Here is a 24,829-nt window from a genome sequence, read left to right as displayed (position 1 = left end):
CCTGTATATTTTAGAGTATTTAATTGAACAATAATTAATTACTTAAAATCTATATTTACTTATTACTATTACACCACTAGTGATATTTTTAGCTGTCATCTAAATCACAGGTTTTATAAATAATTCAATAGCTATAAAATTTATATTACTGGTATTTATTACAAATAAAAAGCCTGATTCCCTTTTTAGAATCAGGCTGATATTTATACAAAATAACTATTATCAAAATACAAAACTTAATGACTTAATAACTTAATTAAAGATAATGTTTTGCAAATATCAAAGAGATTAACTTTCTATGTTAACCTTAACTGCTTTATTTTTTTCTTCGGTCATCTTGGGTAATATCAGACTCAAAATACCATTTCTATACTTAGCAGTGACCTTAGTGTTTTGAATTTTGATGGGTAGGGGAATTACACGATGGAATTTACCATAGTACAATTCGCTTTTAGTATGACCATGTTTCTTAATTTCTGTTTCTGCTTTACGTTCTCCACTAATAGAAACTGATTTTTCTGTTGCTTCAATATCCAGATCTTCGACTTTCATTCCTGGAATTTCTAATCTAAGATTAAATGCGCGATCAGTTTCAATTAGCTCAGCAGCAGGAACTTTAGTAAAATTATTTACATCCTTTGGCTCTGTTGAGGATAAATCATCAAACAAGGTATGAAAATTATGCTCTGGATGTAAATGATGTAAACGATGTTCGATATCGTCAATCTTTCTCCAAGGGTTAAAGTGAACTAATGACATACAGTTCTCCCTCGACTTACTAAAATTTTTTCACAAGTCCAGTATTTTACTGACTGCTTTGATTATTATATTAAATGAGGATTTAAGGTAATGTATATTCGGTTCTCTCGCTGAGTAATTAATGATTACCGAACATTAATTGCAACCTTAAATATTATTGTCACAATCAAACAAAATAAAAATATCAGGGTTAACTCTAATTTCTCTAATACGGTCAACTCTATTTATATAAAATTATTTTAAAACAACGACACCCGGTATTCTACTTCCTTGATGATTTCTTCTTATTCATCAATGTTTAGGTCTGTACTGAATTTATAACTTTAACCTGAAAGTAAAGCACTTTAACCTAGAAGTGAAGCAAAAATTCAGTTACATTGCCCCCTTTGCCACTTTGAAGAAATCTAAGTTTTCGCTTTGGGCGGGTGTTGTTGTTCTTTGGGTGGACAGATAGTAAAACAGCTCTTTTACCTCTTAACTAAAACAATTCAACTAAACTACTTTGGCTGTTATATCTGCCGGAGAAGCTATTTCAGCTTTGATAATAAATCTATCACTATCAGCAAATTGGTGATTTACATCGCAAATAATCTTCATTTTTCTTGTTTTTTCTTCTCGTTATTGGGGAGCGAAATTTATCCATTCATTGCTAAATTTACCTTCACTATTTGGGTTTTAATGACTAAAGTCGCATAACCGCACCTGTATGGACGGACACCACTACAGTTACAAAGATTAAATCTGCTTAACATTTCGTTACTATAGAAACATCAAGAGAATTAAAAACCTCTCAAGGCTGAAATACAAGGTAAAAGCCATGAATAATACAATTCGTGTTGGTAATCTCTTTGGAATCCCTTTTTATATCAACCCATCCTGGTTTTTAGTTTTAGGTTTAGTGACTTGGAGCTATGGTGGTGGACTAATGGCGCAATTTCCCCAACTTGGTGGGGGAGTGGCTCTAATATTAGGTTTAATAACAGCATTATTAGTATTTAGTTCTGTTGTCGCTCACGAGTTAGGACACAGCTTTGTAGCGATTAGTCAGGGGATTAATGTTAAATCAATTACATTATTTATATTTGGTGGATTAGCAAGTTTAGAAAAAGAGTCTGAAACTCCGGCTGGAGCTTTTTGGGTTGCGATCGCTGGACCTTTAGTTAGCTTACTCCTGTTTGGAACCCTTACAGCTATTGGTATAACAACTAATCCATCGGGACCATTGGCTGCAATTCTCGGTCTTTTAGCATCAGTTAACTTGGCATTAGCGCTATTTAATTTGATTCCAGGTTTACCATTAGATGGCGGTAATATACTCAAAGCAATTGTTTGGAAGGTTACTGGTAATCCTTACAAAGGTGTGACTTTTGCAAGTCGAGTCGGACAAGTATTTGGTTGGTTAGCGATCGCATCAGGTCTAGTTCCTCTGTTGCTATCTGGTAGTTTCGCGAATATCTGGAACTTATTGATTGGCTTCTTCTTATTACAAAATGCTGGTAATGCGGCTCAATTTGCTTCCATACAGGAAAAGCTTACTGGTCTAACTGCTGAGGATGCTGTAACGAACAATAGCCCAATTGTTTCGGGTAATCTTAGCTTAAGAGAGTTTGCAGACGAACAAATTTTAAGTCAAAAAGACTGGCGTAGGTTTTTGGTAACGGACGATAGCGAACAATTGTTAGGTTCAATATCGATTGACAGCTTACGAAGTGTTCCTACTCAATTATGGTCAGAAACTCGAGTAGTAGAAGTAATGCGACCAATTGAAGAATCTACAGTTGTAAATTCAGGTCAACCCTTATTGGAAGTAATTCAATTACTCGAGCAACAAAAGCTATCCGCACTTGCTGTGATTCGCGATAATGGAGTATTAGTTGGAATTTTAGAGAAAACAGCAGTTATTAACTTACTTCAGAGAAGAGTGCAAAACAATCCTGCATAATTCTCTGAATTCTCTGAATCATTGATTTTCCTCAACAAAAATATCCAAAATAGACCCGTTTTCGTAGTGCGAGAGTTGAACTATAGAACGGGTTATTTTCATTTGATTATTTTTATTTAGAATATGTAATTTCTTCTAACAACTGCCAATTTTTCACAATAATCTTACCTCCTCGCTGATAAGTAACAACTTGATTTATTTTTTTGAACAAGCGCACGCATTCTTCATAGGTAATACCAATACTCCGAGCGATTTGATAATAGGGAAGGTTAATATTTAAACAATCTTATAAAATAGCTCATCAAGATTGCGACCATTAACTGCTTATAAAGCCAGTTTAAACTTTATTTGAACTTGATTCCTGTTCATATTTTGCTAACACAGTGTTTATTTGTTTCAATAAAACTTCCACGGTAGAAGAATTATCTAAGACTACATTTGCATTTTTTACTTTTTCTTCTAAGGATATTTGACTGCTAATTCTGGCTTTAGCTTGTTCTAATGTAAGATTATTTCGTTGCATCAACCTTGGTAATTGCTGTTCTTCGTTGCAATATACAACCCAAATTTCTGTTACCATATCGGTCATTTCAGCTTCGAATAGTAACGGTACAACTAAAACTAATGTTTCCGAGTTTGATTCTTTAATACCTCGAATAAATCTTTGCTGGACGTAGGGGTGAATTAAATTTTCTAGCCATAAACGTTCTGTTGGATCGTTAAAAATAATTTCGCCGAGTTTTTGACGGTTGAGGTTTCCATCATCAAGCAAAATTTCTGTTCCATAACGTCCTACGATTTGTTGAAAAATTGGCGAACCTGTTGCGACAGCTTCTCTTGCATAAATATCTGCATCCAAAACTGGTAAATTATAGGTTTTCTCTAAATAGTTCGCTACAGTAGTTTTTCCTGTTGCGATACCTCCGGTTAAGCCAATAATTCTTTTATTCATCCTTGTGTTGTCAGTTATCAGTTATCAGTTAACAGTTATCAGTTACCAGTTATCATTTACTTCTTACTCCTTACTCCTTACTTCTTACTTCTTACTTCTTACTCCTTACTTCTTACTCAAAATTTTTACACCGATAAAGTTGATAGGGTACTCCAATACGGTAATGTTGTTTGGGATCTATGGTGCAGGGAATTTGTGAGGACAGGTTGGTTTGCTGGGGATAGTCACGACGTCTAAGACCTGGCGCAATTACCCACAAATTTACCTGTGATTCCTTTGGTGGAGGTAACTCAGCTAGTTTTTGCCAAACTGCTTGAAATCCCTGTTTTTGGGAGAAAAATGCAAACTTATCGGCTGTTGAATATTTTTTAGTGGGTAATTTTTTTTTTCCCAAGCGATCTACTTGTAAATTTCCTTTTACTAAACTTCCTGCTGTTAAATCTTTTGTTGTTGAATCTTTTGTTATCAAATCTCCTGTTGTTAAAGTTGAATCACTCGAAACATAAGTGATTTGTGATTTTTTTTGTTCTTTTTCTGCATCTAGAGCTAGAGCAAAACTTAATCCTAGCGCGACATCTTGGTAATCTCTATATCCCATGACTACCATTGATGGAATAGATACTTCCCGCTCTACACTTTGAGCAAATTCACTGGGAAGAAAGGGTTTTTTAAAGGCAAAGTTATTAACTACGAATATTGAACTGATTACCCCAATTAGTAAAACTAAATATCTTGTCAGCGCCACAAAATTTATTTTATTTACAAAATTTTTCAATTTATTGAATTTTCTCGTTTTACCTGAATGTTCGGTAATAGTTGAGTTTTGAGTTTTATTTAAGTTTTTAATTGAGCATAAGCCAGCAGATATCAGGGCACAAAAACTGGGAAAGTAAATAAAGTTGTAACGGGGTATTGCTGTGATATCTTTGCCCAAAATATATGCGATCGCAAAAAATTCCAAGATAATGAATATGGAATAACTTAACAACGTCACTGTTGAAAAATAGGTGTTGGGTGCAGATAGTAGCTGCTTCAAACCCCGGAAAACTTGCAAACTTACCCAAACACCAAATAAAAGCATTAATACACCGCAGGCGATCGCTATTGGTAAAGGTTGCTTTTCTACTGGTAAGACAATTAACATTACCAGCCATCCTGCTAGGGTTTGATAAATTGGAGCAATATGAACGGGAGCGTGGAGCCAGCTAGTATCTGCGCTGGTAAAATGTTTGGTGATAATTGGCAGCCAAGGTAAAAAACTTAAACAAGTTGCGCCAATTGACAAAACTAACGCCAGTAAAATTTTACGTTGAGGAAGAATATTAACTTGTTGTTCCTGTGGTTTTTTACTATATATTAATTTTCCATACATTAATACAATAAAAGTCGTTATTTGGGCAATGAACGCCAAAATACAAAAATAGTGGACATAAAACCCAATGCTGTTAACAATTGTCCATCCCAGCCAGACTGAAAATTTTATTTGATTCCGTTCGATGAGATCCCGTTGAATTTTTATCAATCCCAACAGTGATAGTGAAATCAGCAGCATTGGTAAGGTGTAATGTCTTGCTTCTTGGGAAAGGTAAACTCCAAAGGGTGAAACAGCTATCAAAGCAGCAGCCATTAAGCCAGCTTGAGCAGAAAAAGCAATTCTATTTACAGCATAGATTGTTATAACTGTAAGCACGCCAAATATGGCTGGGAAGTAGCGTAATTGTGTGACTAAATCTTTCTCCGTAGGGGACACCCAACTTAGCCACTGATACATTCCACAAAAAAACAATGGGGGGTGAGTAGATTGATTGGAAAGATTTTCGGCGATTTGAGAGCAGCTTCTCCCTGTTTCTAAACTCAAAAAATTTCGCCAATTCTCTAAAGGTAATGCTACATCTAAAGGTAAATCTTGATAGTTTTTACCTAAACTGAAGATGGCAGTAATAATTTCATCCATCCATAAAGGCTTTAAATCCAGGTGCCAAAATCGTAAAATTGCAGCAAGTAAAACTAAAAAAGTTAAACTTAAGTAATGTAAGAAATATTTTGACTTTAAATTTGTCATTATTAATTTATAAACTCATTTATTAGATTGGTCTGATGTCTGCTTTGAAGAATTCGTAAAGGTTGTAAGATTTTTGTTCTTTCCAAAACCCCTTGACAAAATAGATTTTAATTAAACTCTGTTGATATAAACTGATTGAATAACGAAATTTGTTATTACAAATACATGCTAATTAAGTGTCAAATGTACCCAGTATTTTCTAGCGGGGAATGAGAAATTAATAACGAACAATATGGCAGCTCAAATCTCAAATTTCAAGGTTAAAGTTTAAAGTTTAATCTATGTCAGACGCTAATTTTACTGATACAGTGCCGACTGAGCCTCTAGATACAGAATTATCTGCGAGAGAAAAGCTTGCTTCTCCCAGGGAAAAAGCCATTAATAATATTCGTAATAGTTTGCGTCACGGGCAACAGCAAATGGTAGATTGGCAAGGTGGACCTTTAGCTGTTTCGGCTGTCCCTGGTGCGGGAAAATCTACCGGTATGGCTGCAGCCGCAGCAATTGCGATCGCGCGTCAGTATCAGCGTTCTAACAGTTCTCGCCCGAACGTTCGCCGACAGTTGGTTGTAGTAACCTTTACTCGTTCCGCTGCTGCCAATATTAAAGCTAAAATTCGTAAATATCTCCGCGACGATTTATCACTACCCCAAACGGGTTTTGTTGTCCATACTTTGCACGGTTTAGCCCTCAACATTGCTAGTCGTCACCCCAACTTATCTGGATTAGAACTAGACCGTCTTACTTTAATTACTCCCAACCAAGGACACCGCCTAATTCGGACTTCTGTGGAGCAGTGGATTACTAATAACCAATCTCAATATTACAGTTTAGTTGAAGGGATGCAATTTGACGGTGAAGAAACCGAAAGATTGCGTCGTCAATCAGTAATCCGAACGGAGGTTTTACCGGATCTGGCGAGTACGGTAATTCACGAAGCAAAAAGTTCTGGATTGTCGCCGGAAGATTTACAAATTTTAAGCAGACAAACTCAAGATGACTATGGAATTTTAAGTATAGCCTCTGGGTTGTACGAACAATATGAAACCCTGATGCGCGATCGCGAATTTATTGATTATGACGACATGATTTTAGCAGCGTTACGGGTATTAGATAATCCCAGCGCCCGCAGAATCGAACAAAATCAAGTTTTCGCCGTATTTGAAGACGAAGCTCAAGACTCCTCACCTCTGCAAACCCAGTTATTGCAGATTTTGGCTAGCGAGGGATTGGGGACTGGGGACTGGCGATCTGGGACTGGGAGTGGAGAGCAGGGAGACGAGGAGCAGGGAGCACCTAGCACGGAACAAAGAATTACCCAATCGCCAATCCCTAATGGTACGCGGAGCGTGCGCTCCGAACGCCAATCGCCTTTAGTAAACCTCGTCAGGGTAGGGGATCCCAACCAAGCAATTAACTCAACTTTTACCCCCGCAGATCCAATTTATTTCCGGGAGTTTTGTCAAGAGTGTCAGGCTAAAAACCGACTGGCGACGATGGATCGAGCGGGACGGAGTACGAGCATAGTAATTGAAGCGGCTAACTTTGCTTTGCAGTGGGTTAATTCACTTTACAGTAGTCAAAATAAAAAAGCGAAACAACAACGTCTGCAAGCAGAAAGTCTAGCCACAGCAAAACTTCCATTTCGCGATCAAAATATTCATCTTGTGGAACCAGGGGATCCTCAACCTAATGCAAATCCTCCAGCAATCGGTCAAGGTTTAGAGTTACATACACCCCGAGATATTCACCATACTGTAGAATTGATTTCCCAACGCATAATTGAGTTATTTAGTGAAGATGAAAGCGATAAAATAACCGGCGCAATTTTAGTTAGGGAAAACCGTCAGGGACGATGGCTTGGTGAAGCACTCAAACCGATTTGCAAAGAACATGGAATTAACCTGTATGATGTCAGCGAACAGGAACGTCATTCCCATGTTCCCGAAGAAATTTTAGCCATACTTAACTTTTGCGATCGCCCCCATTCCCCGGACTACCTGAAAGCTGCATTGGGGGTAATGGTAAAACGTCGCATCATTGAAACCCAAGACCTTAACGCCCTTGCTTCCTTACCAGAAGACTTTTTATATCCCGGACCCCTCGCTCCACCGCAAACGGAACCGGTGCAAAAAGCGGCTCAAATATGTCGAAGTTTACTCCGCGCTCGGTTAGAATTACCGGTTTATCACCTGATTTCCTTTATCGGTTTAACTTTAAACTACGAACAAGCCGAACTCGCTACCGCAGACAAATTAGCTGAACGCATTGCAATCCAAATCGCCGGTAATCTTTCTTTAGGGGAAATGTTGCGAGTATTAAGCGAAATCGTTAGTTCCGAACGTTTTGAACCAGTAGATACCGAAGATTCAGAAGCTCGGTATACCCGTCCCGGTCAATTGACCATCATTACCATGCATAAAGCCAAAGGACTGGACTGGGATTATGTATTTATGCCGTTTTTGCACGAAAATTTAATACCTGGGAGATTTTGGGTTCCTCCCCAAAGGCAATTTTTGGGTAGCTTTACTTTATCAGAGGTTGCTCGCGCCCAAATTCGCGCTGCGTTACATGACGAACCTCATTTACCCAATGTTACTGAAGCTTGGGAACAAGCAAAATATCTCAAAATTGCTGAAGAATATCGTTTGCTTTATGTGGCGATGACTCGGGCGAAACGTTTGTTATGGATGTCTGCAGCGAAGGAGGCTCCTTTTACTTGGAGTAAGCCGGATAATTTGCAGAAGCAGGCTGCTTGTCCGGTGTTTCCAGCTTTGACGCGGGAGTTTGGGGAGTGCGTGGTTGAGTAAAATCATCTTTTTATTAGGATACCCTTCTGATGAATAATCATCTGAGTGAAGGAAGCACTACACATATAGTTTCTATAAAATTGCGAAATTAATATTCAAGAGATCGGGGAAAACCCCAATGATGACTAATAAGTATTAAATGTAACCTATAATGAGTGACATTTTGGACAGGCGTCTGTGCTTGTTTAAATTGACAATAAAAAATCAGCTTTCTATGTCTTATATAACAATTATTGCCATAATACACTGTGTTTTGGTTGCCGTTCTTGCTTTCCTTGGCTGGTACAAATTGTGGCTAGAACTGAGCATACTATGTAGCTTAGTCTTAATTCAAAGTGCCATTTTGGTTCAAGCTTTAAGTGAGATTTTTCAAGCTTTAGAAGAAACCAAAGATGGAACTTTGGGTAAGCAAATAGGAGGATTCGCTGGAGGGGGATTCGGAACTTTTCTAGGTGGTCCTATGCTTACTCCTGTGTTTGGTTTTCTTGGAGAAGAAGTCGGTAATTTATTTGATGACAGATCAGAAGAAAGAAATTTTTTACGGAGTAACTATTCTGATAGCATAAATGACTATTTTGTTAGCATAATTATAAATTTTTTGCTGGCTGTAGTTGCTACCACTTTTTTGATTTGACCTTTGTCGCTTCTAACAAGGCGTTACAGCAGAAGGATTGCAGAAGTCTTTCTTACGTTCTTTTTCACCAATAAGAAATAAAACTTTCTTATATTAATTAAGCGGACTAGGAACACATAGCCAACGACTTATTTTTGCTTACTTATGTCTAGTTTGATTTAAAACTGTAGTCCATTACAAAACGTTGGATTTATGACAGGATTCGAAGTTTCGAGACAATCTGAGGACTTATTTAACTGGTCAATAGCTACAGGGATCAAGTGTGGTATGACAAAAAAAAGAGATTTTCTAACACTTGCTACTAATTTAGTTTTAGTATTGCTTAATTCTGTAAAGAGAATTCCTACATGGCAGACGTTGCTGAAGCTAGGATGGCGCATTTTCTCCATTACTCTCTGGGCTATTTTAATTCTCGTTATCCTATCTTCTTTTGGAAGGCACTTTGCATTTGGAAATACCCTTGCTGTCCCCGTAGCGAACACTGCTAAAGCAGCTAGTAACTCTACGGTTGTGATTCAAGCAGTAGAACTTGATGCTGCCTTATCAGCAGCTCGCGAAGCAGCTTTAAAGACTGCTTCAAGTGAGCTAGATATCTGGATTAATGCCTTGATGAGTCGAGTTGATTCAAGTCAGGATGTTGATTTCCTGGATTGGTATTTTGGATACTGGACCCAGCAAAAATTTGGTTTAGATGGGATGTTGCAAAACGGAAAGCGAGTTTTAAGTAAAAATTCTCCCACTGCTAAAGAGAAAATTCAGCAAGAAGTTCTCGAAGAATTTACAAAGCGTGTTCTTCAACCTGAACTTGCAGAGCTTGAATTAAAAACTATTTCAAGAGATATTTCACAAATTTATACTAGCGAATTACAGCGCAACCTTGAGAATATTCGTGTTAAATACGATATTCCCAAAGTAAACTGGGACGAGTACTTGCAAGGTGTCACAGTCGTTGCAACTAATATTGAAGGAAAGCAAATTCCATTGCGGCTAAAAGTTTCTACCATTGGAGGCTTAGGCAGTGGGGTTTTAATAGGGAAAATGGTGGGGAAAATAGCAGCTAAAGGCGCTGCTAAGACAAGTGTAGGCGTTTTGGGCAAATTTAGTTCTAATTTACTAGGTCCTTTAGCAAGTGTGGCTATTATTGCTTGGGATGCAACGGACATACACAATACAGAAGTTAAATACCGACCTATTCTGAAACAGAATATCGAAGATTACTTCAGTTTAATGAAGAAAGATATTTTGAATAACGAGGAGAGTGGGATTCAGAAGGTGATTTTAGATATTGAGAAAAGTGTGAGGAAAAAAATGAGTGGTTCTCACTTACCGTCTCTGAGTATAAGTTGGAGCTAATAATTGGTCTGACTGTAGCAATGTTTATCAATTTGGAAAGTATATTAGACTTTGGTTTGATAAGGACACGCAATACCTACGGCATGGTTTTGCTAACTGCTTAGCTGCGATAAGCGCAAGCTCTGCGCATGCAATCCCAAACGTTTTGAGAATCAATTTTGTTAACAGATTTTCATTACTATCAGTAATCTTATTGCTTTAAATCTAACCGTCGCAGCTGAAGTTTAACCGGATGGAATAATATTTGCAGCCAGGAGTATTGCAAAGTGTTTCTTTTCTTGTAATAAATTCCCAAAAAAATAATTCTGACCATAATTTATTACTCGTAGGGGCGCACTTCGGTGCGCCCTATTGAGTAGTAGATTTTTACTTAAATCCCTTAGACTATTCAAGATTTGCTCCTTTGAGTCTAGCGATTAATCCCAATAATTTTAATCCCCTACTTGTTATTTTCAGCTTTTAACTCTGCCTTCAATTCCTGCACTCTTTCTAGCGTCAAACCTGTAATTTTTACAACCATCTCTACCGATAAACCTTCGCGTAATGAATTAAGTGCTACTTTTTCTAATGCTTTGTTAGCACCTTCTTTTTCCCAACTTGTGATGATTTCCATATATTTCTCCTTCTGCTCTAATCCCATTGTACTTATTGCAGCTTTAAAGGTTTTTTCTTCCACTTCATTTAAGTTTAAATAAGTATCAATAAAACCAGATATTAATTGCATGCGTGCCGGGTCTAATCTTAAAGTAGTTAACAATCGCAAACATTCTGCTTTTACTTGTGGACGCTCCTCCGGTGAAATATTCATCTTTGCCATTAGTGCAGCAGCAACAGGATTTTGTTGGGTTAGATAATCTCGCCAACTAATTTTATTCAATTGAATTGCTGCAAACTCAAACCTGAGTACGTCCAAATTAGAAAATTGAATGGTGTGCGTTTTTGGTTCTGCCCTTAATGGCTCATCAAATGAGAATATAACAACAGGATAAATTGGCACATCATATTTTTCATAAAGTCTGGCGAAATATTTAAACATTCGTTTGGCAAAATCTTGTTGTGAATAAGATTGAGCTTCGACATGAATTAAAAAATAAGTTTCTTTCTCCTGATATTTGACTTTTGCTAGTAAATCTATGAGTTTCTTTTCGCCAGCAGTCACATCCGATAAAACTTCTTCTGGTAAAAATTGAATCGAATCTCGATCAATATCTGAAGCTATCGTAGGAAGAAAAAGTTCGATAAATTCAATGAAAAATGTAGAGATTAACTCTTTAAATAAGCGGTCATGGTCGATAGGCATAGTTACTTTGAGTAGTAATTTTGGTCATCCTATCATTAGATTTATTTATAATGCTTGGTATATTAGGATTGGGGAGATTTGGCAAAAGATTATGTAGAAACTTTCCGTATAATAAATAATTAGACGCCTGATTAAAATGCAGGAGAGCCAATTTGAACTTTGAGTTTCTTGCCGATCGAACAGATGCAATTCCAGTTGTTGCAAAATGGTACTTCGACGAATGGGGCTATAGTGTTCCTGGTAACTCTATTCAAAAAACCGTCAAACGCATAAGTGGAAAGCTCAATCGTGATAAGGCTCCTCTTCATATGCTAGCTATCGAAAACGAAAAAATATTGGGGCTTTTATGGTTGATTTTTCGAAGAGCCGCTGAAATGTGCCAAACTGCCTGAATAAGGTTTGAGGTCATTGCTGAAATTGACCATGCTCGCTCCTGCGACTGTTCTATTTGTTTGAAACGTGGCGCATTAAATTTCCGCGTTCCCAAGGAAAATCTTAAATTGTTGGTAGATTGGGATAAATTAAACCTCTATCAATGGGGTTTATATACGGCAAAAGATTACTTCTGTCCTGTTTGTGGAATTTTGCCATTTCGAAAGCCAAGCGACCCCACACCGAAAGAATTAAAACAAGGTGTATTACCTTTTGACGGTTGGACAGTAAATGTAAGATGTCTTGAAGGGATCGATATAGAAAATCTAATAATACGTAAAATTTACGGGAGCAAGATTTAAGATCTACTGCGATCGCGTGCTTGATAGAAAATTTTTTACTTTAAAAAAATAAGAAGTCTTAAATAGTTAGATCGTGTGGAATTACATGATGAATACTGTATTTGAAACAAGGCGCACTCTTGTCCGTCAATGGAGATTTGACGATCTGCGTGCATATTACGCGCTGAGATCGAATCCGCTTGTAATGAAGTATATTGGAGAGCTATTTAAAGACATCAAACAAGCAGAAGAAGCCCTCCTGTCTAAAACAATTCTTGACTATTCAAAATATGGCTATGGTCGGTACGCCGTTGTCTTAAAGAAATCGGGAGATATTATTGGGAATACTGGCCCATTATATCTTGCAGATTTAGGTAAAAACGACCTGGCAATTTCCTTGTTCCCACAATATTGGGGGCTGGGATACGGGACTGAGATTCTTTCGGGATGCGTTCGGTATGTATTTGAACAATTGACATTACCGGACTTAATCGGTTTGGTTGACCCCCTCAACGTTGCTTCATCAAAACTCCTCATGAAAATAGGTATGACCTATTCAGGACAAATAACTTATCACAATGAGATATGCGATCTGTATTCTCTCACTAAGCAAGATTGGTCTAACCGTCCCGTACACCGGACATTTAAGTCAATTGAGTCTAGCGATTAATCCCAACCATCTTAATCCCCTACTTTTTATCTTCAGCTTTTAATTCTGCCTTCAATTCCTGGACTCGCTCTACAGTCAAATCTGTAATTTTCACAACTATCTCTACTGATATACCTTCGCGCAACAAATTAAGTGCTACTTTTTCTAATGCTTTGTTAGCAACGCAATTCTCATGCTGTTCTTGCTAATCTGGAAACCCGATGGCAACAAGCTCAACGTGCCAATTTTACTCAATAGCATAATAACCCTGTTTTCCACCGTTTATGCGAAATAACTCGATCACTACCTTTTTCATAGAAGTACCAAAGGCTTTAAACTCTTCTTCTGGGGATAAATTCGGGGCGTTAAATAAATTAAGAAATGGTTCGCTATACTTAAACGCCCAGCCGTTATCTCTACGCTGGATAATTTGATAATAAACAGGACAAAAAACTGTGGTGTTAGAATCTGGCATAATAATTCGTACACGGCTAGCAGAAGCGTACTGTAAGTATTGCGTACGCTCCCTCCGTTCATCCATCAGGATGCGTCCTACCCCCAACACCTAATCCTCACCTCTTCAAAAACTTCTGTCTTAGTTTTCCTACAAAAACATTCACCTCTGGTAACTTCATTTGGGAAACAATAATTGCAAAAACTAGCAAACCAACCGCAGCAGATATGGATAGTTGCAATAATTGAATAATTAAACCTTCTGTTCCTAAAAACTGCTGGGTTAATCTCAAAGTACCCCCACTAGCAAGACCTGTAGCTACACTTCCACCAACTAAGCTCAAAATTACTAAACCCCACTCTCCCAGAGGTAAACCATTAAGTTTGCGATTGAGTAAGAATAACAGCATCAACATGGAACTACAGTTAACACCAACAGTTGCATATACTAAACCGGGCGCGCCCAAATTAAATACTTCCAGAAATAGGAAATCTAATAAAGCATTGAGAAATATGTTAAAGGTGCTAATACGGAAAGGGGTGTTACCATCACCTAAAGCATAAAATACCCTAACTAAAACATCTCTCCCCAAATAAATAAACATTCCAATTCCATTTGCTACTAGTAAGGAAGCTACCAACATGGAATTTTCTGGATTAAAAGCACCGCGTTCGTAAACTATCCGCACAATTGGTACTGCTAAAGATATCATTAAAGCACCCAAAGGTAGCATAGTGAATCCAGAAAGAATTAAACCTTGGCGAATCCGTAATTTTAATTCATCCCAGTTTTCTGGAGCAGCAAGTTGAGCAAACATCGGCAGCAAGGGAACTAAAATCATGTTAGAAAGAATTCCCACCGGTGTTTGTACTAGTAAACCAGCATTTGCTAAAGCTGCAGCAACTCCTGTTTGGGGTATTCTAGAAGCAAAAAATAAATCCGTGTAAAGGTTAAATTGCAGCATCCCCGAAGAAAAGGTCGCTGGTAACATGATTCGCAAAATTTCTTTTACACCCGGTTGCTGAAAGTCAAATCGTAACCGAAACCTACCCATACCAGATTTAACTTGGGCAAAAATTTGCACTAACCATTGTAAAAATGCTCCGGCTACATATCCACCGGCTAAAACCATTCCTCCAATAGTGGCATATTCACTAGTTGCAGTACCAATATTAGTTCCCACCTGCAAATAAAGTATACCCAAACCAATAATTACTGCACTGCTAGAAAATAGCGGACTGATAGCGGGTAACCAATATTGATTAGCAGAATTAAGAACCCCAAAACCAATTCCAATCAATCCAGCTAAAACAGCCATCGGCGACATTATTCGCAGTTGCTGAATTGCAATTTCCCTAACTAATTCCTTACCGGTAGCGCGTAAACCTGCAGCAAATATATCGATCAGATTGGGAGCAAAAATAAATATAAAAATTGCAATTACTAATAAAGCGAACCCGACCAAAGTTGTAATTGTTTCTACTAGTGGTGCTGCTTCTTCTTCATCGCGTTTAGCTAGAACGCTGACAACCGCACTGTAAAATGGTCCGTTGATTCCACCAAGTAATATTAATAAAAAACCAGGAATAGTATAAGCGTAATTAAAAGCATCAGCTGCTGGACCTAAACCAAAAGCAGCTGATATAGTTTGTTGTCTTACCAACCCGAAAACTTTACTAATTAAGGTTGCTGCGGCAATAATACCTGCAATCCCAGCTAAAGAACGAGATGGTTTTTGTTTTTGTTTCGTCACAAATTCTACCTGAGAGTTTTCAGAAAGAGTCTAACTGAGAACATTTAACCTGAAATCTCCTTCCATGTCAGGCAAATTTTGACGAAAGTGGCGATAAGGGATTGGGGATTGGGGACTGGGAATTGGCGACTGGGGATTGGTAAACATTTTAGGGATTACGAAAATTACCCATTACCAATTACCCATTACCAATTACCAAACGTCCTAAAACAAAGAATCCAAATCTAAAGATTCGATCCCACCTTTACTTTCTGCATAAGCCAACATACTCCCTAACTGCTTCCAAACCAACCAGCAGGTGAAAAGAGCAGTGGGTAAACCAACAGCACAAGCAAGTAGTGCAGAGAATCCAAATATTCTCAAACCCGCACACAAAAACAAGCCAATACCAATACCAACACCAAGAAATGGGAATATTGAACTTTTTGTAGATAGACGAGATTCTGGATTTTCAGTAATACTTCGCTGCCACTCTTGTAAATTTAATTTTAATGTACCGCCAAAAGCCGCACCAGAAGTCACTGCTACAAATAATCCAAGAATAACTAAGAAATAGGGAGGATGAAAGGAGTAATAGTACATATTAACTATGTGTTGGTAATGGTAGGTATGGAAATTTAAACTGAGATTGAAAATTAAAGTTAAATTGAAAATGAAGAATTATTACTTTAATCTTTGTTTGATTATAGTTTTTTTAAGTATAAATTACTAGCTGATATTTATTTGCTATTTGTATTTGGTTATCTATATTTTTTGGATTTATTTTTTGGATTTATTTTTTGATATTTGTTGATATTTGTTTATTTCTTTACTTTTTTCTACTTATTCCCCCATTTTTCCCCTTCCCCGCAAATACCTTCCCAACTTTATTTAATCAGCAGTCGTCAGTTAATATCTTGCATTCAACCCCTAAATATCTTATGTGTAGGTTTTAAATTTCTTCAACTAAGGGTCAATTGAAGATTGTCTTCCTACATCTCACCGATCGCCTACGAACTGACAACTGCTAACTCTTGTGTGCGTGATTGCATCCACTCATGCTATGACGCCCAAATATCAATTTTCAGCTTAATTCTTGATTCGAAATTAACTCTTGAGTATGAATTAATTATTTGCTGTAAAGCTTGGTAATACCGCTGCAAATCCTTCCCGAGAAAAATCAGCAAGAGCACCAAAAGCTACATCAAGCAAACGAGCTGGTTTGAGGTCTTCTTTAATTAAGTTCCACAAACTTTCGACTTCTGCTGTATGGAGGCGATCGTCTTCTGTGAGCGCAATTAGTAACTGACGACGCAAAAATTTTCCTTCATCTGAAAGTAAAAATTGTAAACCTAACTGGGCTGTCGGTAAAACGTCAAAGCTACTATCTGTGCGAGCAATTTCAATCAGATTTTCTAACCTTTGCCATTGGAATCTACCATCTTTAAATAAGACATTAAGTAGTCTGCGTCTTAATTCAGGAGATTCTCCTGTCAGGAGGCGTTTTGCAATGTAGGGATAAGCAATCTCAATAATTTTAAATTCCCGATTTAGGCTTAAAGCAATTCCTTCTTGAGTGATTAGCGAACGGATGATTAACGCAAATTTAGCTGGTACCCGAAAAGGAAATTCATACATCAGTTTGGAATATTCATCGGTGATGGTTTTAAAGTTAAAATCACCAACATTTTTTCCAATAGCATTTCCCCACACTCTTTCCAAAGCTGGAGCAATGGGACGAATATCTATATCTGGAGTAAGGAAACCCAATTTAACGTAGTCTTCGGCTAGTTCGTCGTATTCTTTGTTGACTAAATGTACTATGGCATCTACCAAGCTTTCTTTATTGCTTTCTTCGAGTTGATCCATCATACCAAAGTCGATGTAAGCCATTCGACCATCGGGCATAGCAAATAAGTTACCTGGGTGAGGATCTGCATGGAAAAACCCATGTTCTAAAAGCTGTTGTAAACCGCTAGTAACACCAATTTTGATAATTTCTTCTGGGTCTAAGCCGGAAGCACGAATGCTTGCAGTATCTGTAAGTTTAAAGCCGTTAATCCACTCCAAAGTTAAAACCCGATAACTGGTATAACGCCAGTAGATTGCAGGAACTTTTACCTGGGAGCTATTGCGGAAGTTCTCAGCAAACTTTTCAGCGTTACTAGCTTCGTTAAGGTAATCTATTTCTTCAAATAGTTTTGTACCAAACTCATCAACAATCATAGTTAGATCGTGTCCCAGGTTAAGGGGTAACCAGGGTGTAAGCCAACCTGCAGCCCAACGCATCAAATATAAATCCAGAGATAACACTGGACGTAAGTTAGGACGTTGTACCTTAACTGCGACTTCTTCTCCACTGTGTAGCCGACCGCGATATACTTGACCTAAGCTAGCCGCAGCAACTGGCTGTGGTGAAAGTTCGCTAAATATTTCTGAGATTGGGCTACCAAGTTCTGAAGATATAATCTTGTAGGCAAGTTCGCTATCAAAAGCAGGTAACTGATCTTGTAATTTGACTAACTCATTTAAGAAATCCTGGCGAATTAAGTCTGGTCGCGTAGAAAGTGCTTGACCTACTTTAATGAAAGTAGGACCAAGACGAGTTAGTAACTGTCGTAATTCACTAGCTCTTTTAAATTTGTTTTGCTCGCTTAACCCACGCCATTCATCTAGTTTAAGATTAATAATAAATCCAGAGAAAAACCAGATGACTGTGATTGCACGCACCCAAGCTTGCCAAGGTCGATAGCGATAGTGACGGGCAATTGCTTGTGAGTCGTAGTTGCGATTTTTTGATGTTGGGACTTGCGAATTCACTCCGTTATTTCCCTCTCTAAAAATTAAGATTTTGTTTTTATGTGTGCTGTGTTAGGTCCTAATTTGTGCTACACAAATTTTTCCCTGTATTTTTCTGTTTGCTTTGTGTTATTTAACTAAAGTTTACTAAAATTTATCTTCTAAATCTTATTTTATCTTAATACACAGAAGTATAAACACTGATTACAAGTTTAAAAAGAATCATTTATTTACGTGTTTTTGGCAGTATTTCATGGTATCTATTGTAGTTTTTTGTCTAGTATCTAGTCGAGATCTATCAAAGATAAATCAGTCTATTGCCAGCAGCTAAACTTGTGAATTATTTACACTTACAAATCTCAGCAAAAAAGTATAAAATAAAACTTGTTATTGCAAGCTAATCCCATCCTCATAAGGATACTTTTCCTACAATAATTATTTCCTCTCGATTGATGAAATTGGCTTTACAGGATACTCAGAGTTATTCAATATTGAAGACTTAAAGTTTGGGATCAAAGCTATGAACTAGCAAAGTAATGAAGTAATAATGATACCGCTAGCTCAAATTTAAGTTGTAAATAAATTAACTTTTTTGCAAGTGGGAAGTGAATTCTTGATAATAAGTTTACCCTTGATAATCTCTTAAATATTGTTACCTTTACACAATCTCTTGACAAAGTATGATGTGCCTTGAAATCCTTATATGAATATTTTTAATACTTCTCTGAAATTTTACAAAAATTTAAGATAGGAACTTTCATCTGGAAATATTGATTTGCATATTCTTAGTATTTTAGTGCTGAATTATAATATTTTCTTAATTATTTTTAGTTTGACTTGTAGATGGTTAATTTGTCTTATTTTGAATTCAGATGATAATGTTAGCGCAAGCGCCCAAGCGTACCGTAAGGTACTGCGGGGCGTTGACGCTAGCTGCACTAACATTACTCATTACTCATTACTCATTACTCATTAAAAACTCTACTATCAATAGGTAAAGATGGATCCCGCGACCACTCATTCCAAGAAGCAAAGTAATTGTGGACATTGGTAATTCCCGCCTCATTTAGAGCAATCATTGTATTTGCAGCGCGCGAACCTTTAAAACAATAAACGTATACATTAGATTCTGGTGTGATTCCTACTTCCTCAGCAATCTTACGCACTTCTTCTGAGGATTTAAACATTGGAATTTCTGAATCATTTTTCATCATACGATGCCAATCAATCCATACAGCACCTGGAATTCTACCTTTACGAGGGCAAAAATCTACTCCGTAGGGAGATGAACTAGTACCAATCCACTCATCAATATCTCGCACATCTAACTTGATAATTTGAGGGTCTTCAAGTGTTTCCAGCATTTCCTCAGTCGTAGCCATGATTGAGGAATTAATATTTAAAACAAATTCTTTAGTTTCATACTTTGGTACCTCTGCAGTTGTAGAAAAGCCTGCACTGAGCCATGCTTTCCAGCCTCCATGTAAAACTGCAACATTCTGACAGCCTAAATATTTCAACAAAAAGTAACCCCGACAAGATTGTCCATAACCTGTGTTCATGGCATCTTCATAGATTACGATCAACTCTTTACCAGATATACCTGCTGCACCCAAAAGGTTAACAAAGTGCATGTGTAACTGCTCTGAGCCTTGAGAAGTAGAATCTGCTAAATAGGTAAAAATATCCCGAAGGTTTATTGAATCTTGAATGTGGGAAATTGCATACTCCTCTGGGCTTCGAGTATCAATGACAATGAGATTTGATTTTTGCTGTTCAAGCAAAACAGAAAGTTCTTTTGGAGTGATTAGGGTCTTTGTATCCATAGGTTGACTCCTGTTTAGTTTGGTAATAGCCCAAGTCACTAATTATTCACCTATTCACCCGAAAAGGTGACACGGTACGATCGGTTTACTGCTCAATAACCAGCTTTTTGAAAGCAGCACAATATTTCTCATCTCAGTACAATGCACACTTGAATCTCTCTATCATTTACAAGCAGGGTGTAAATTTGATGTTCGAAATAAATGATAGATTTGTACTTTTCATAGGATTCAGAAATATTAATTAAGTTATTCTCCATAACAAGACTAAGGAGTTACATCTGATATCAAGCAAATACAATTAACAGTATCACTAATCACTTGCAGAATATGTTTCAAGAGTAAACATTTTATTCCTCATATTTAGAAAAAGGATTTTCAAGAAAGGATTAATAATGCAAAGATTATTAATTCAAACAAAGATATTTTGCTCGAATGTTCTTCTCAAACAATATTCTTTAATACTTATGTATATTAGGTTTTACTCCGATATCGTTTGGAGATAATACCAGTTGTCTAAGGTTTTCGCAGAGTAATGATGTGGATAAAAGTAACTGGTAATTACTATCTTATCATGAATGTTATTTATAACGCATTATTTGCGTAAGTATTTCAAGTTATGTTGCTAAAGTTACAAATTATATTATTCAGTTGATGTTTAGAAATACCTGGAGGGGCGACAAAATTGGTAAAAATGTAGGTTATATAAACGCTATGAAGCTTATACCTTTTTTGATCATGAGCAGTTTGCAGTTTGGCGATGCGATCGCGTACCCTGAGACGCACCTGCGGTGAATGGGTTTAATGAACAATTGCTCGGCTTACATAATCGACTGGGACAAGATTATCTCGAAAATTATTTAATATGGGAAAACTTTTCAGTTGTATACAACCTTTTATTAACCAGCAAAAGAAGTCTTCAAAATTAGATACATCTGTTTGACTATGACCGGTGATTCTTGCAGGTCGGTAGATAGATAGTGGTAAACCTCGATTAGCTACTTCCAAAACCAATTTTTCTACTACCCATTTACTCTAGCTATAGCCCCTATGAAGTTGATCGGAATGCTTTAAAGGATTCGACTCGAAAAGGCGTTGCTTATTTTGGGGCGTTGGAAAAACATTAGCTGTAGAAACATAATGAATAGGCTTAACTTTTAGAACCTAATATTTCTGTTTCAGTTCAATATTTGAATCTGGATGTAAATCCAGTTATTACCACAAGAATCTTAAAAATCATTAAAAATCATTCTCGCTTGATTATTCTTGATAAATAGTACCATCAGGCATTATCGCTCCTTGGAGGTTAGCTCCTTGAAGATTTGCTCCTTGGAGATTTGTACCTTGAAGATTTACATTGCGGAGATTTACACCTTGAAGATTTGCTCCCTGTAAGTTGATTCCGCTAAGGTCAGTACCCTCAAGATTTGCTCCTTTTAGATTTACTCCACGGAGATCTGCTCCTTCAAGATTTGCATTTTGCAAGTTAATACCTTTGAGATCCGCATTTTGGAAGTCAATGGTGGATATATCAACTTTTGGTTGATTAATCGTTTGAAATCTTGATGTTTGTAACTTGGTATTGGATGTTTGTAATTTGGTATTACTAGCGATCGGACTTTGACCGTTTGAATTACTTGAAAGCGCAGGAGAAGGAGATTTATCAAAAAGATTTTTATCACCTTCAACAGAGTTAGTGGCGATTTTGGCGTACATCGCTACCCACTTGAATAGGTGAGTGACGTGAAAGGGTATTTCAATTTTAGAAAATAAAATAATTGTGAAGATGTTACCCGATAACAACATACCTCCAATTCCCAAAACTGATTTAATTTGGTAGGGAATAACAAATTCTTCTTGAGCAGGTATGTAAGGACTATTAACAGCCTCGGGAATATAGAATACATTAAAGGTTCTCTTTCCTAAATTAAGAATAATTTCGGGATCTGGTTTAATGACATTCTCCACACTGAGACCAAACTGCCAAATTAACTGTGAAATCATGGGAATTCTAGCAACAGAATCCTCATCCACTAATGGAATAGCTTTGTGTCCAACAGATAACTTTCTCGAGTTCCATCGTGAATTATCTCCAGCAGTTGCAAGTAATGTTAAGCACTTTGTATCGTTATGAATTTCACGTCCTTTTAATATTTGTTGTGCTGACTCCTGGAGGTCTTGAGGTAAGTCTTGATAAGGATGAGTTTTGAAAAATCTGACAAGAGCACAAGCAGAATTACCATCTGGTAAAGTAAGATTTTTATACAGATACCTCACCATCTGCTCGGCCATTTCTTCCATACTACTGACGCCTACATCCATGTTGCGTAGTTGTACGGCATGGTTAAACATGTTTTCTTGAGTTAAATTTTGTAAGTCATGCATCAGACTTTCCCAGGAATTGATTAAATTACTAAAAAATAAGGATATAAAATACTATTTGTGGCAAAAATAATCATCACCATAAATAGTCTCAACAGCAGGCATAGATGTTTTCAACGGATTATGCATTATACAATATAATTCATTTGGCTTTGTCAGATAATTCTGAATTCAATAGTTACATTTTTTATTTTTCAATTATTGTTAAAAATCAATTTATTTGCTTGATGATACTTACCGTAATTAGGAATGGATATAATTTTTGCAACTTATAATGTTATATAGGCGTATAGTGTGAAATAATATGAGATAGCGCAAGCAAGATTGTAAGTTTTAACTCTTGAAAAAATCTAGTCCTGCTAGTAAGTTTTACTCAGACTTAATATATTGACTTCATTTTATCAAGGTCTGCTATATTAGTAGATTTTTGCGTCTCTTGAATAATTAAGATTTATTGTACTGAATCTTATGCTTGTGAAGCTTATACTTTTTAAATTTTTATATTTAATTGTGAAAATTTAATTAATTAATTAATTTCTTGAATCAGTATCACACAGTCAAGATTTCAAGATATTTATATTTAAACAAAACTTATACTTACAAAACTTATACTTACAAAAATTAAATTTATAAATATAGGGGTTAGTTAATACTTATAAATTTAGTCATTATTTTGGGGAAATTTTGCTACTTTCTGGACTCCTTCACATCCAAATTTAATGTTTGAAGCAATTACCTGACATGATGTGAGTTTAAGATAGAGGATAAAATTTTTACTCAATTAATACCCTAAAAAATTATATTTGAATTGGTAATTTTGCGAGCGCAACTTTATTTCCAGTGTTGCGAGAAAATTTTAATTATGGCGATAATTGTACTCAAAAAATTGCTATTCACAATAGCATTGCTCATGGCACTATATATATTGGTTGTCTGTCTGTATCAGTAAATCTTAGTTGATGCGAATTTGTTGTTGCGAATTTGTTGTAGTGATGGTGGGGTAGGGATATTTATTGAACACTAAGCGTAAAGTATACAGACTGAACCTAGCTCGATGCACTTTTTATTGTCAATTTAGACTCAGCCGAAACATACATAGCAGCTTTGCTTTATACCCATAACATTTTTAACTGTTCTACAAGTTTAAAGACCTTGTGTTTGGCTGAGTGGTGAATCAAGTGGCGTAAATATTTTGGTAGATGTCATTAATAACACTCATTTAAATTATAAGACTATCTATCGTTAATGAATTTGAGTGATTTTGATTTGATGTTTTCTTTACGGAACCAATTTTTAACAGTGGGTGATGAGTATATTTATAGTTTGATGTGTTTCCTAATTTCCTTAATACTCTTTTTCTACTAAGACGATTACCAAAAATGTTTCCTCTTCTTATTACACTCTTCACACTTCTTCTCTCACATAACTAGGTAACCTTTCATTGATTTAGGGATATGTGGCTCTATAAAAATTTTCGCTCCTCAAATCAACTTAGTAATTATTGAGGATTAAGCTAAGTTGAAAACATTTTGGTTAACGATGATAGTGCTCAAAACCTGATAAACCTTAATCTAACTTTTGATAATCAACTATCTTTAGTAATATACTCTATACCTACGATAGCGATATCTCGGATATCTACGATATCGATAATATTTTGGATAGCGAGACCGGTAATATCTTCGATATTTACGAGAACGATAGTATCTTGGATATTTGCGACGACGCCGATAGAATCTATACGAGCGTGGATAGCGGCGACGATAACGGTAATAGCGGCGATAGCGCCGATATTTACGATCGGCAATTAAAAGAGGTTCTTGCTTTGAAGTCGTAATAGATTCTTCAGAATTAGTTGATACAAAAGCACTAGCTGGAGCAGCAACCGGAAGTGTCATAGAGGCAGCAAACAAGCCTATAAGACCGAATTTCAATCTGTTGATTAACATATAGACGGACTTCCTTCATCGTTATATGTACTAAAAATGATACATAAAAATTTTTAAAGTTTCCATAAAAACCCTCGTTTTGTCCGAGTTCTTGATAAAACTTATTTTTAGTGAGGACAATAAAAACTACACCCCTTTAGAGTGACCATAGATCGATCAACTTTATTCAAGGAATCATAACTATAGCGGTTTTCGGTTGAGTATAGTACATCTCGTAGAGACGTATTAGCGCAAGCGCGCAAGCGTACCGGGTCGGACGCGTCTAGCGACGAATGCACGCGGCTTGCGCCGTTAGCGCAGCATGCCGTAAGGCTTAACCGTAGGTAGCAGTTCCGGATCCGTAGGTAGCGCAGCTAGAGCCTACGGCGACGGCGGAGCCTCTAGCTAGAGGCAAAGACGCGCCTTACGGCGTAAGCGCAGCCATACCGTAAGGTTTAACGCCGTCGCCGCAGGCTCTAGGTATTGCGTGACCGTAAGGTCATAATTTTACGTCTCTACATTTGGGAATTTAAAAAT

At 36.8% G+C, this 24,829-nt stretch carries 18 protein-coding genes and 1 pseudogene; 7 read left to right on the top strand and 12 right to left on the bottom strand.

What is annotated here, in order from left to right:
* Positions 1-288 precede the first annotated feature (288 nt).
* On the bottom strand, positions 289-759 hold the full coding sequence (locus QNJ50_RS20835) for an Hsp20/alpha crystallin family protein (RefSeq protein ID WP_300638845.1): 471 nt from the start codon (positions 757-759) through the stop codon (positions 289-291).
* An 817-nt stretch (positions 760-1,576) separates the two neighbouring features.
* Here QNJ50_RS20835 and QNJ50_RS20830 point away from each other — a divergent pair.
* Positions 1,577-2,701 carry a site-2 protease family protein gene (locus QNJ50_RS20830; RefSeq protein WP_300638843.1) on the top strand — a complete coding sequence of 375 codons (1,125 nt, stop codon included), beginning with the start codon at positions 1,577-1,579 and terminating at the stop codon, positions 2,699-2,701.
* 337 nt (positions 2,702-3,038) lie between these two features.
* Here the strand turns inward: QNJ50_RS20830 and coaE are convergent, their stop codons facing one another.
* Together coaE and QNJ50_RS20820 are read right to left on the bottom strand one after the other, a co-directional pair.
* Positions 3,039-3,653 carry a dephospho-CoA kinase gene (coaE, locus tag QNJ50_RS20825; protein WP_300638841.1) on the bottom strand — a complete coding sequence of 205 codons (615 nt, stop codon included), beginning with the start codon at positions 3,651-3,653 and terminating at the stop codon, positions 3,039-3,041.
* A 112-nt stretch (positions 3,654-3,765) separates the two neighbouring features.
* The gene (locus QNJ50_RS20820; RefSeq protein WP_300638839.1) at positions 3,766-5,715 is read right to left on the bottom strand and encodes a glycosyltransferase family 39 protein; all 1,950 of its coding nucleotides are present in this window, start codon (positions 5,713-5,715) and stop codon (positions 3,766-3,768) included.
* Positions 5,716-5,996: 281 nt separating this feature from the next.
* Between QNJ50_RS20820 and QNJ50_RS20815 the strand changes: the two genes are divergently transcribed.
* The 3 genes from QNJ50_RS20815 to QNJ50_RS20805 all read left to right on the top strand — a co-directional run bounded on the left by QNJ50_RS20815 (position 5,997) and on the right by QNJ50_RS20805 (position 10,512).
* Complete coding sequence (locus QNJ50_RS20815) at positions 5,997-8,525, top strand: ATP-dependent helicase (RefSeq protein WP_300638837.1); 2,529 nt, start codon at positions 5,997-5,999, stop codon at positions 8,523-8,525.
* 151 nt (positions 8,526-8,676) lie between these two features.
* The gene (locus QNJ50_RS20810; RefSeq protein ID WP_300638835.1) at positions 8,677-9,159 is read left to right on the top strand and encodes a hypothetical protein; all 483 of its coding nucleotides are present in this window, start codon (positions 8,677-8,679) and stop codon (positions 9,157-9,159) included.
* A 267-nt stretch (positions 9,160-9,426) separates the two neighbouring features.
* The gene (locus QNJ50_RS20805) at positions 9,427-10,512 is read left to right on the top strand and encodes a hypothetical protein (RefSeq protein ID WP_300638833.1); all 1,086 of its coding nucleotides are present in this window, start codon (positions 9,427-9,429) and stop codon (positions 10,510-10,512) included.
* A gap of 439 nt (positions 10,513-10,951) precedes the next feature.
* On the opposite strand, the gene QNJ50_RS20800 is transcribed toward QNJ50_RS20805, so the two are convergent.
* The gene (locus tag QNJ50_RS20800; RefSeq protein ID WP_300638831.1) at positions 10,952-11,812 is read right to left on the bottom strand and encodes an Rpn family recombination-promoting nuclease/putative transposase; all 861 of its coding nucleotides are present in this window, start codon (positions 11,810-11,812) and stop codon (positions 10,952-10,954) included.
* A gap of 152 nt (positions 11,813-11,964) precedes the next feature.
* Here QNJ50_RS20800 and QNJ50_RS20795 point away from each other — a divergent pair, with 152 nt between their 5' ends.
* From QNJ50_RS20795 to QNJ50_RS20785, 3 genes are all read left to right on the top strand, one after another.
* Positions 11,965-12,204, top strand: a complete 240-nt coding sequence (locus tag QNJ50_RS20795; protein ID WP_300638829.1) for a hypothetical protein — start codon at positions 11,965-11,967, stop codon at positions 12,202-12,204.
* A gap of 60 nt (positions 12,205-12,264) precedes the next feature.
* The gene (locus tag QNJ50_RS20790) at positions 12,265-12,546 is read left to right on the top strand and encodes a hypothetical protein (protein ID WP_300638827.1); all 282 of its coding nucleotides are present in this window, start codon (positions 12,265-12,267) and stop codon (positions 12,544-12,546) included.
* Positions 12,547-12,631: 85 nt separating this feature from the next.
* Complete coding sequence (locus QNJ50_RS20785) at positions 12,632-13,195, top strand: GNAT family N-acetyltransferase (RefSeq protein WP_366914306.1); 564 nt, start codon at positions 12,632-12,634, stop codon at positions 13,193-13,195.
* A 226-nt stretch (positions 13,196-13,421) separates the two neighbouring features.
* Here the strand turns inward: QNJ50_RS20785 and QNJ50_RS20780 are convergent, their stop codons facing one another.
* The 8 genes and pseudogenes from QNJ50_RS20780 to QNJ50_RS20745 form a co-directional block, all read right to left on the bottom strand.
* A complete protein-coding gene (locus QNJ50_RS20780; RefSeq protein WP_300638825.1) occupies positions 13,422-13,715 on the bottom strand; it encodes a hypothetical protein in 294 nt (97 codons plus the stop codon).
* Positions 13,716-13,746: 31 nt separating this feature from the next.
* Positions 13,747-15,381: a murein biosynthesis integral membrane protein MurJ gene (murJ, locus tag QNJ50_RS20775; RefSeq protein ID WP_300638823.1), complete on the bottom strand. Its 1,635-nt coding sequence runs from the start codon at positions 15,379-15,381 to the stop codon at positions 13,747-13,749.
* Positions 15,382-15,585: 204 nt separating this feature from the next.
* The gene (locus QNJ50_RS20770) at positions 15,586-15,963 is read right to left on the bottom strand and encodes a hypothetical protein (RefSeq protein WP_300638794.1); all 378 of its coding nucleotides are present in this window, start codon (positions 15,961-15,963) and stop codon (positions 15,586-15,588) included.
* A gap of 522 nt (positions 15,964-16,485) precedes the next feature.
* Positions 16,486-18,180, bottom strand: a complete 1,695-nt coding sequence (locus tag QNJ50_RS20765) for an AarF/ABC1/UbiB kinase family protein (protein ID WP_300638792.1) — start codon at positions 18,178-18,180, stop codon at positions 16,486-16,488.
* 944 nt (positions 18,181-19,124) lie between these two features.
* Entirely contained in the window at positions 19,125-19,985 is an 861-nt protein-coding gene (locus tag QNJ50_RS20760; RefSeq protein ID WP_300638790.1) for a sulfurtransferase, read from the bottom strand.
* Positions 19,986-20,783: 798 nt separating this feature from the next.
* Positions 20,784-21,005 (bottom strand): annotated as a pseudogene (locus QNJ50_RS20755) (SDR family oxidoreductase); the annotation flags it as partial.
* Positions 21,006-21,242: 237 nt separating this feature from the next.
* Complete coding sequence (locus tag QNJ50_RS20750; RefSeq protein ID WP_300638788.1) at positions 21,243-22,367, bottom strand: pentapeptide repeat-containing protein; 1,125 nt, start codon at positions 22,365-22,367, stop codon at positions 21,243-21,245.
* 1,592 nt (positions 22,368-23,959) lie between these two features.
* Positions 23,960-24,262, bottom strand: a complete 303-nt coding sequence (locus QNJ50_RS20745; RefSeq protein WP_300638786.1) for a hypothetical protein — start codon at positions 24,260-24,262, stop codon at positions 23,960-23,962.
* Between the last annotated feature and the right edge of the window lie 567 nt (positions 24,263-24,829).

It is taken from the genome of Mastigocoleus sp. MO_188.B34, from assembly GCF_030065675.1.
GTDB lineage: Bacteria > Cyanobacteriota > Cyanobacteriia > Cyanobacteriales > Nostocaceae > Mastigocoleus.
The sequence above is the reverse complement of the archived record's forward strand: the minus strand, read 5'-3'. Positions and strand labels throughout refer to the sequence as shown.

What these genes read in the sequence shown, in the direction of transcription:
- QNJ50_RS20830 (WP_300638843.1), top strand. Translation starts at nt 1,577, where the DNA reads ATGAATAATACAATTCGTGTTGGTAATCTCTTTGGAATCCCTTTTTAT.
- QNJ50_RS20785 (WP_366914306.1), top strand. Translation starts at nt 12,632, where the DNA reads ATGATGAATACTGTATTTGAAACAAGGCGCACTCTTGTCCGTCAATGG.
- coaE (WP_300638841.1), bottom strand. Translation starts at nt 3,653, where the DNA reads ATGAATAAAAGAATTATTGGCTTAACCGGAGGTATCGCAACAGGAAAA.
- QNJ50_RS20780 (WP_300638825.1), bottom strand. Translation starts at nt 13,715, where the DNA reads ATGGATGAACGGAGGGAGCGTACGCAATACTTACAGTACGCTTCTGCT.
- QNJ50_RS20745 (WP_300638786.1), bottom strand. Translation starts at nt 24,262, where the DNA reads ATGACACTTCCGGTTGCTGCTCCAGCTAGTGCTTTTGTATCAACTAAT.
- QNJ50_RS20760 (WP_300638790.1), bottom strand. Translation starts at nt 19,985, where the DNA reads ATGGATACAAAGACCCTAATCACTCCAAAAGAACTTTCTGTTTTGCTT.
- QNJ50_RS20835 (WP_300638845.1), bottom strand. Translation starts at nt 759, where the DNA reads ATGTCATTAGTTCACTTTAACCCTTGGAGAAAGATTGACGATATCGAA.
- QNJ50_RS20815 (WP_300638837.1), top strand. Translation starts at nt 5,997, where the DNA reads ATGTCAGACGCTAATTTTACTGATACAGTGCCGACTGAGCCTCTAGAT.
- QNJ50_RS20810 (WP_300638835.1), top strand. Translation starts at nt 8,677, where the DNA reads ATGAGTGACATTTTGGACAGGCGTCTGTGCTTGTTTAAATTGACAATA.
- QNJ50_RS20820 (WP_300638839.1), bottom strand. Translation starts at nt 5,715, where the DNA reads ATGACAAATTTAAAGTCAAAATATTTCTTACATTACTTAAGTTTAACT.
- QNJ50_RS20750 (WP_300638788.1), bottom strand. Translation starts at nt 22,367, where the DNA reads ATGCATGACTTACAAAATTTAACTCAAGAAAACATGTTTAACCATGCC.
- QNJ50_RS20800 (WP_300638831.1), bottom strand. Translation starts at nt 11,812, where the DNA reads ATGCCTATCGACCATGACCGCTTATTTAAAGAGTTAATCTCTACATTT.
- QNJ50_RS20770 (WP_300638794.1), bottom strand. Translation starts at nt 15,963, where the DNA reads ATGTACTATTACTCCTTTCATCCTCCCTATTTCTTAGTTATTCTTGGA.
- QNJ50_RS20805 (WP_300638833.1), top strand. Translation starts at nt 9,427, where the DNA reads ATGACAAAAAAAAGAGATTTTCTAACACTTGCTACTAATTTAGTTTTA.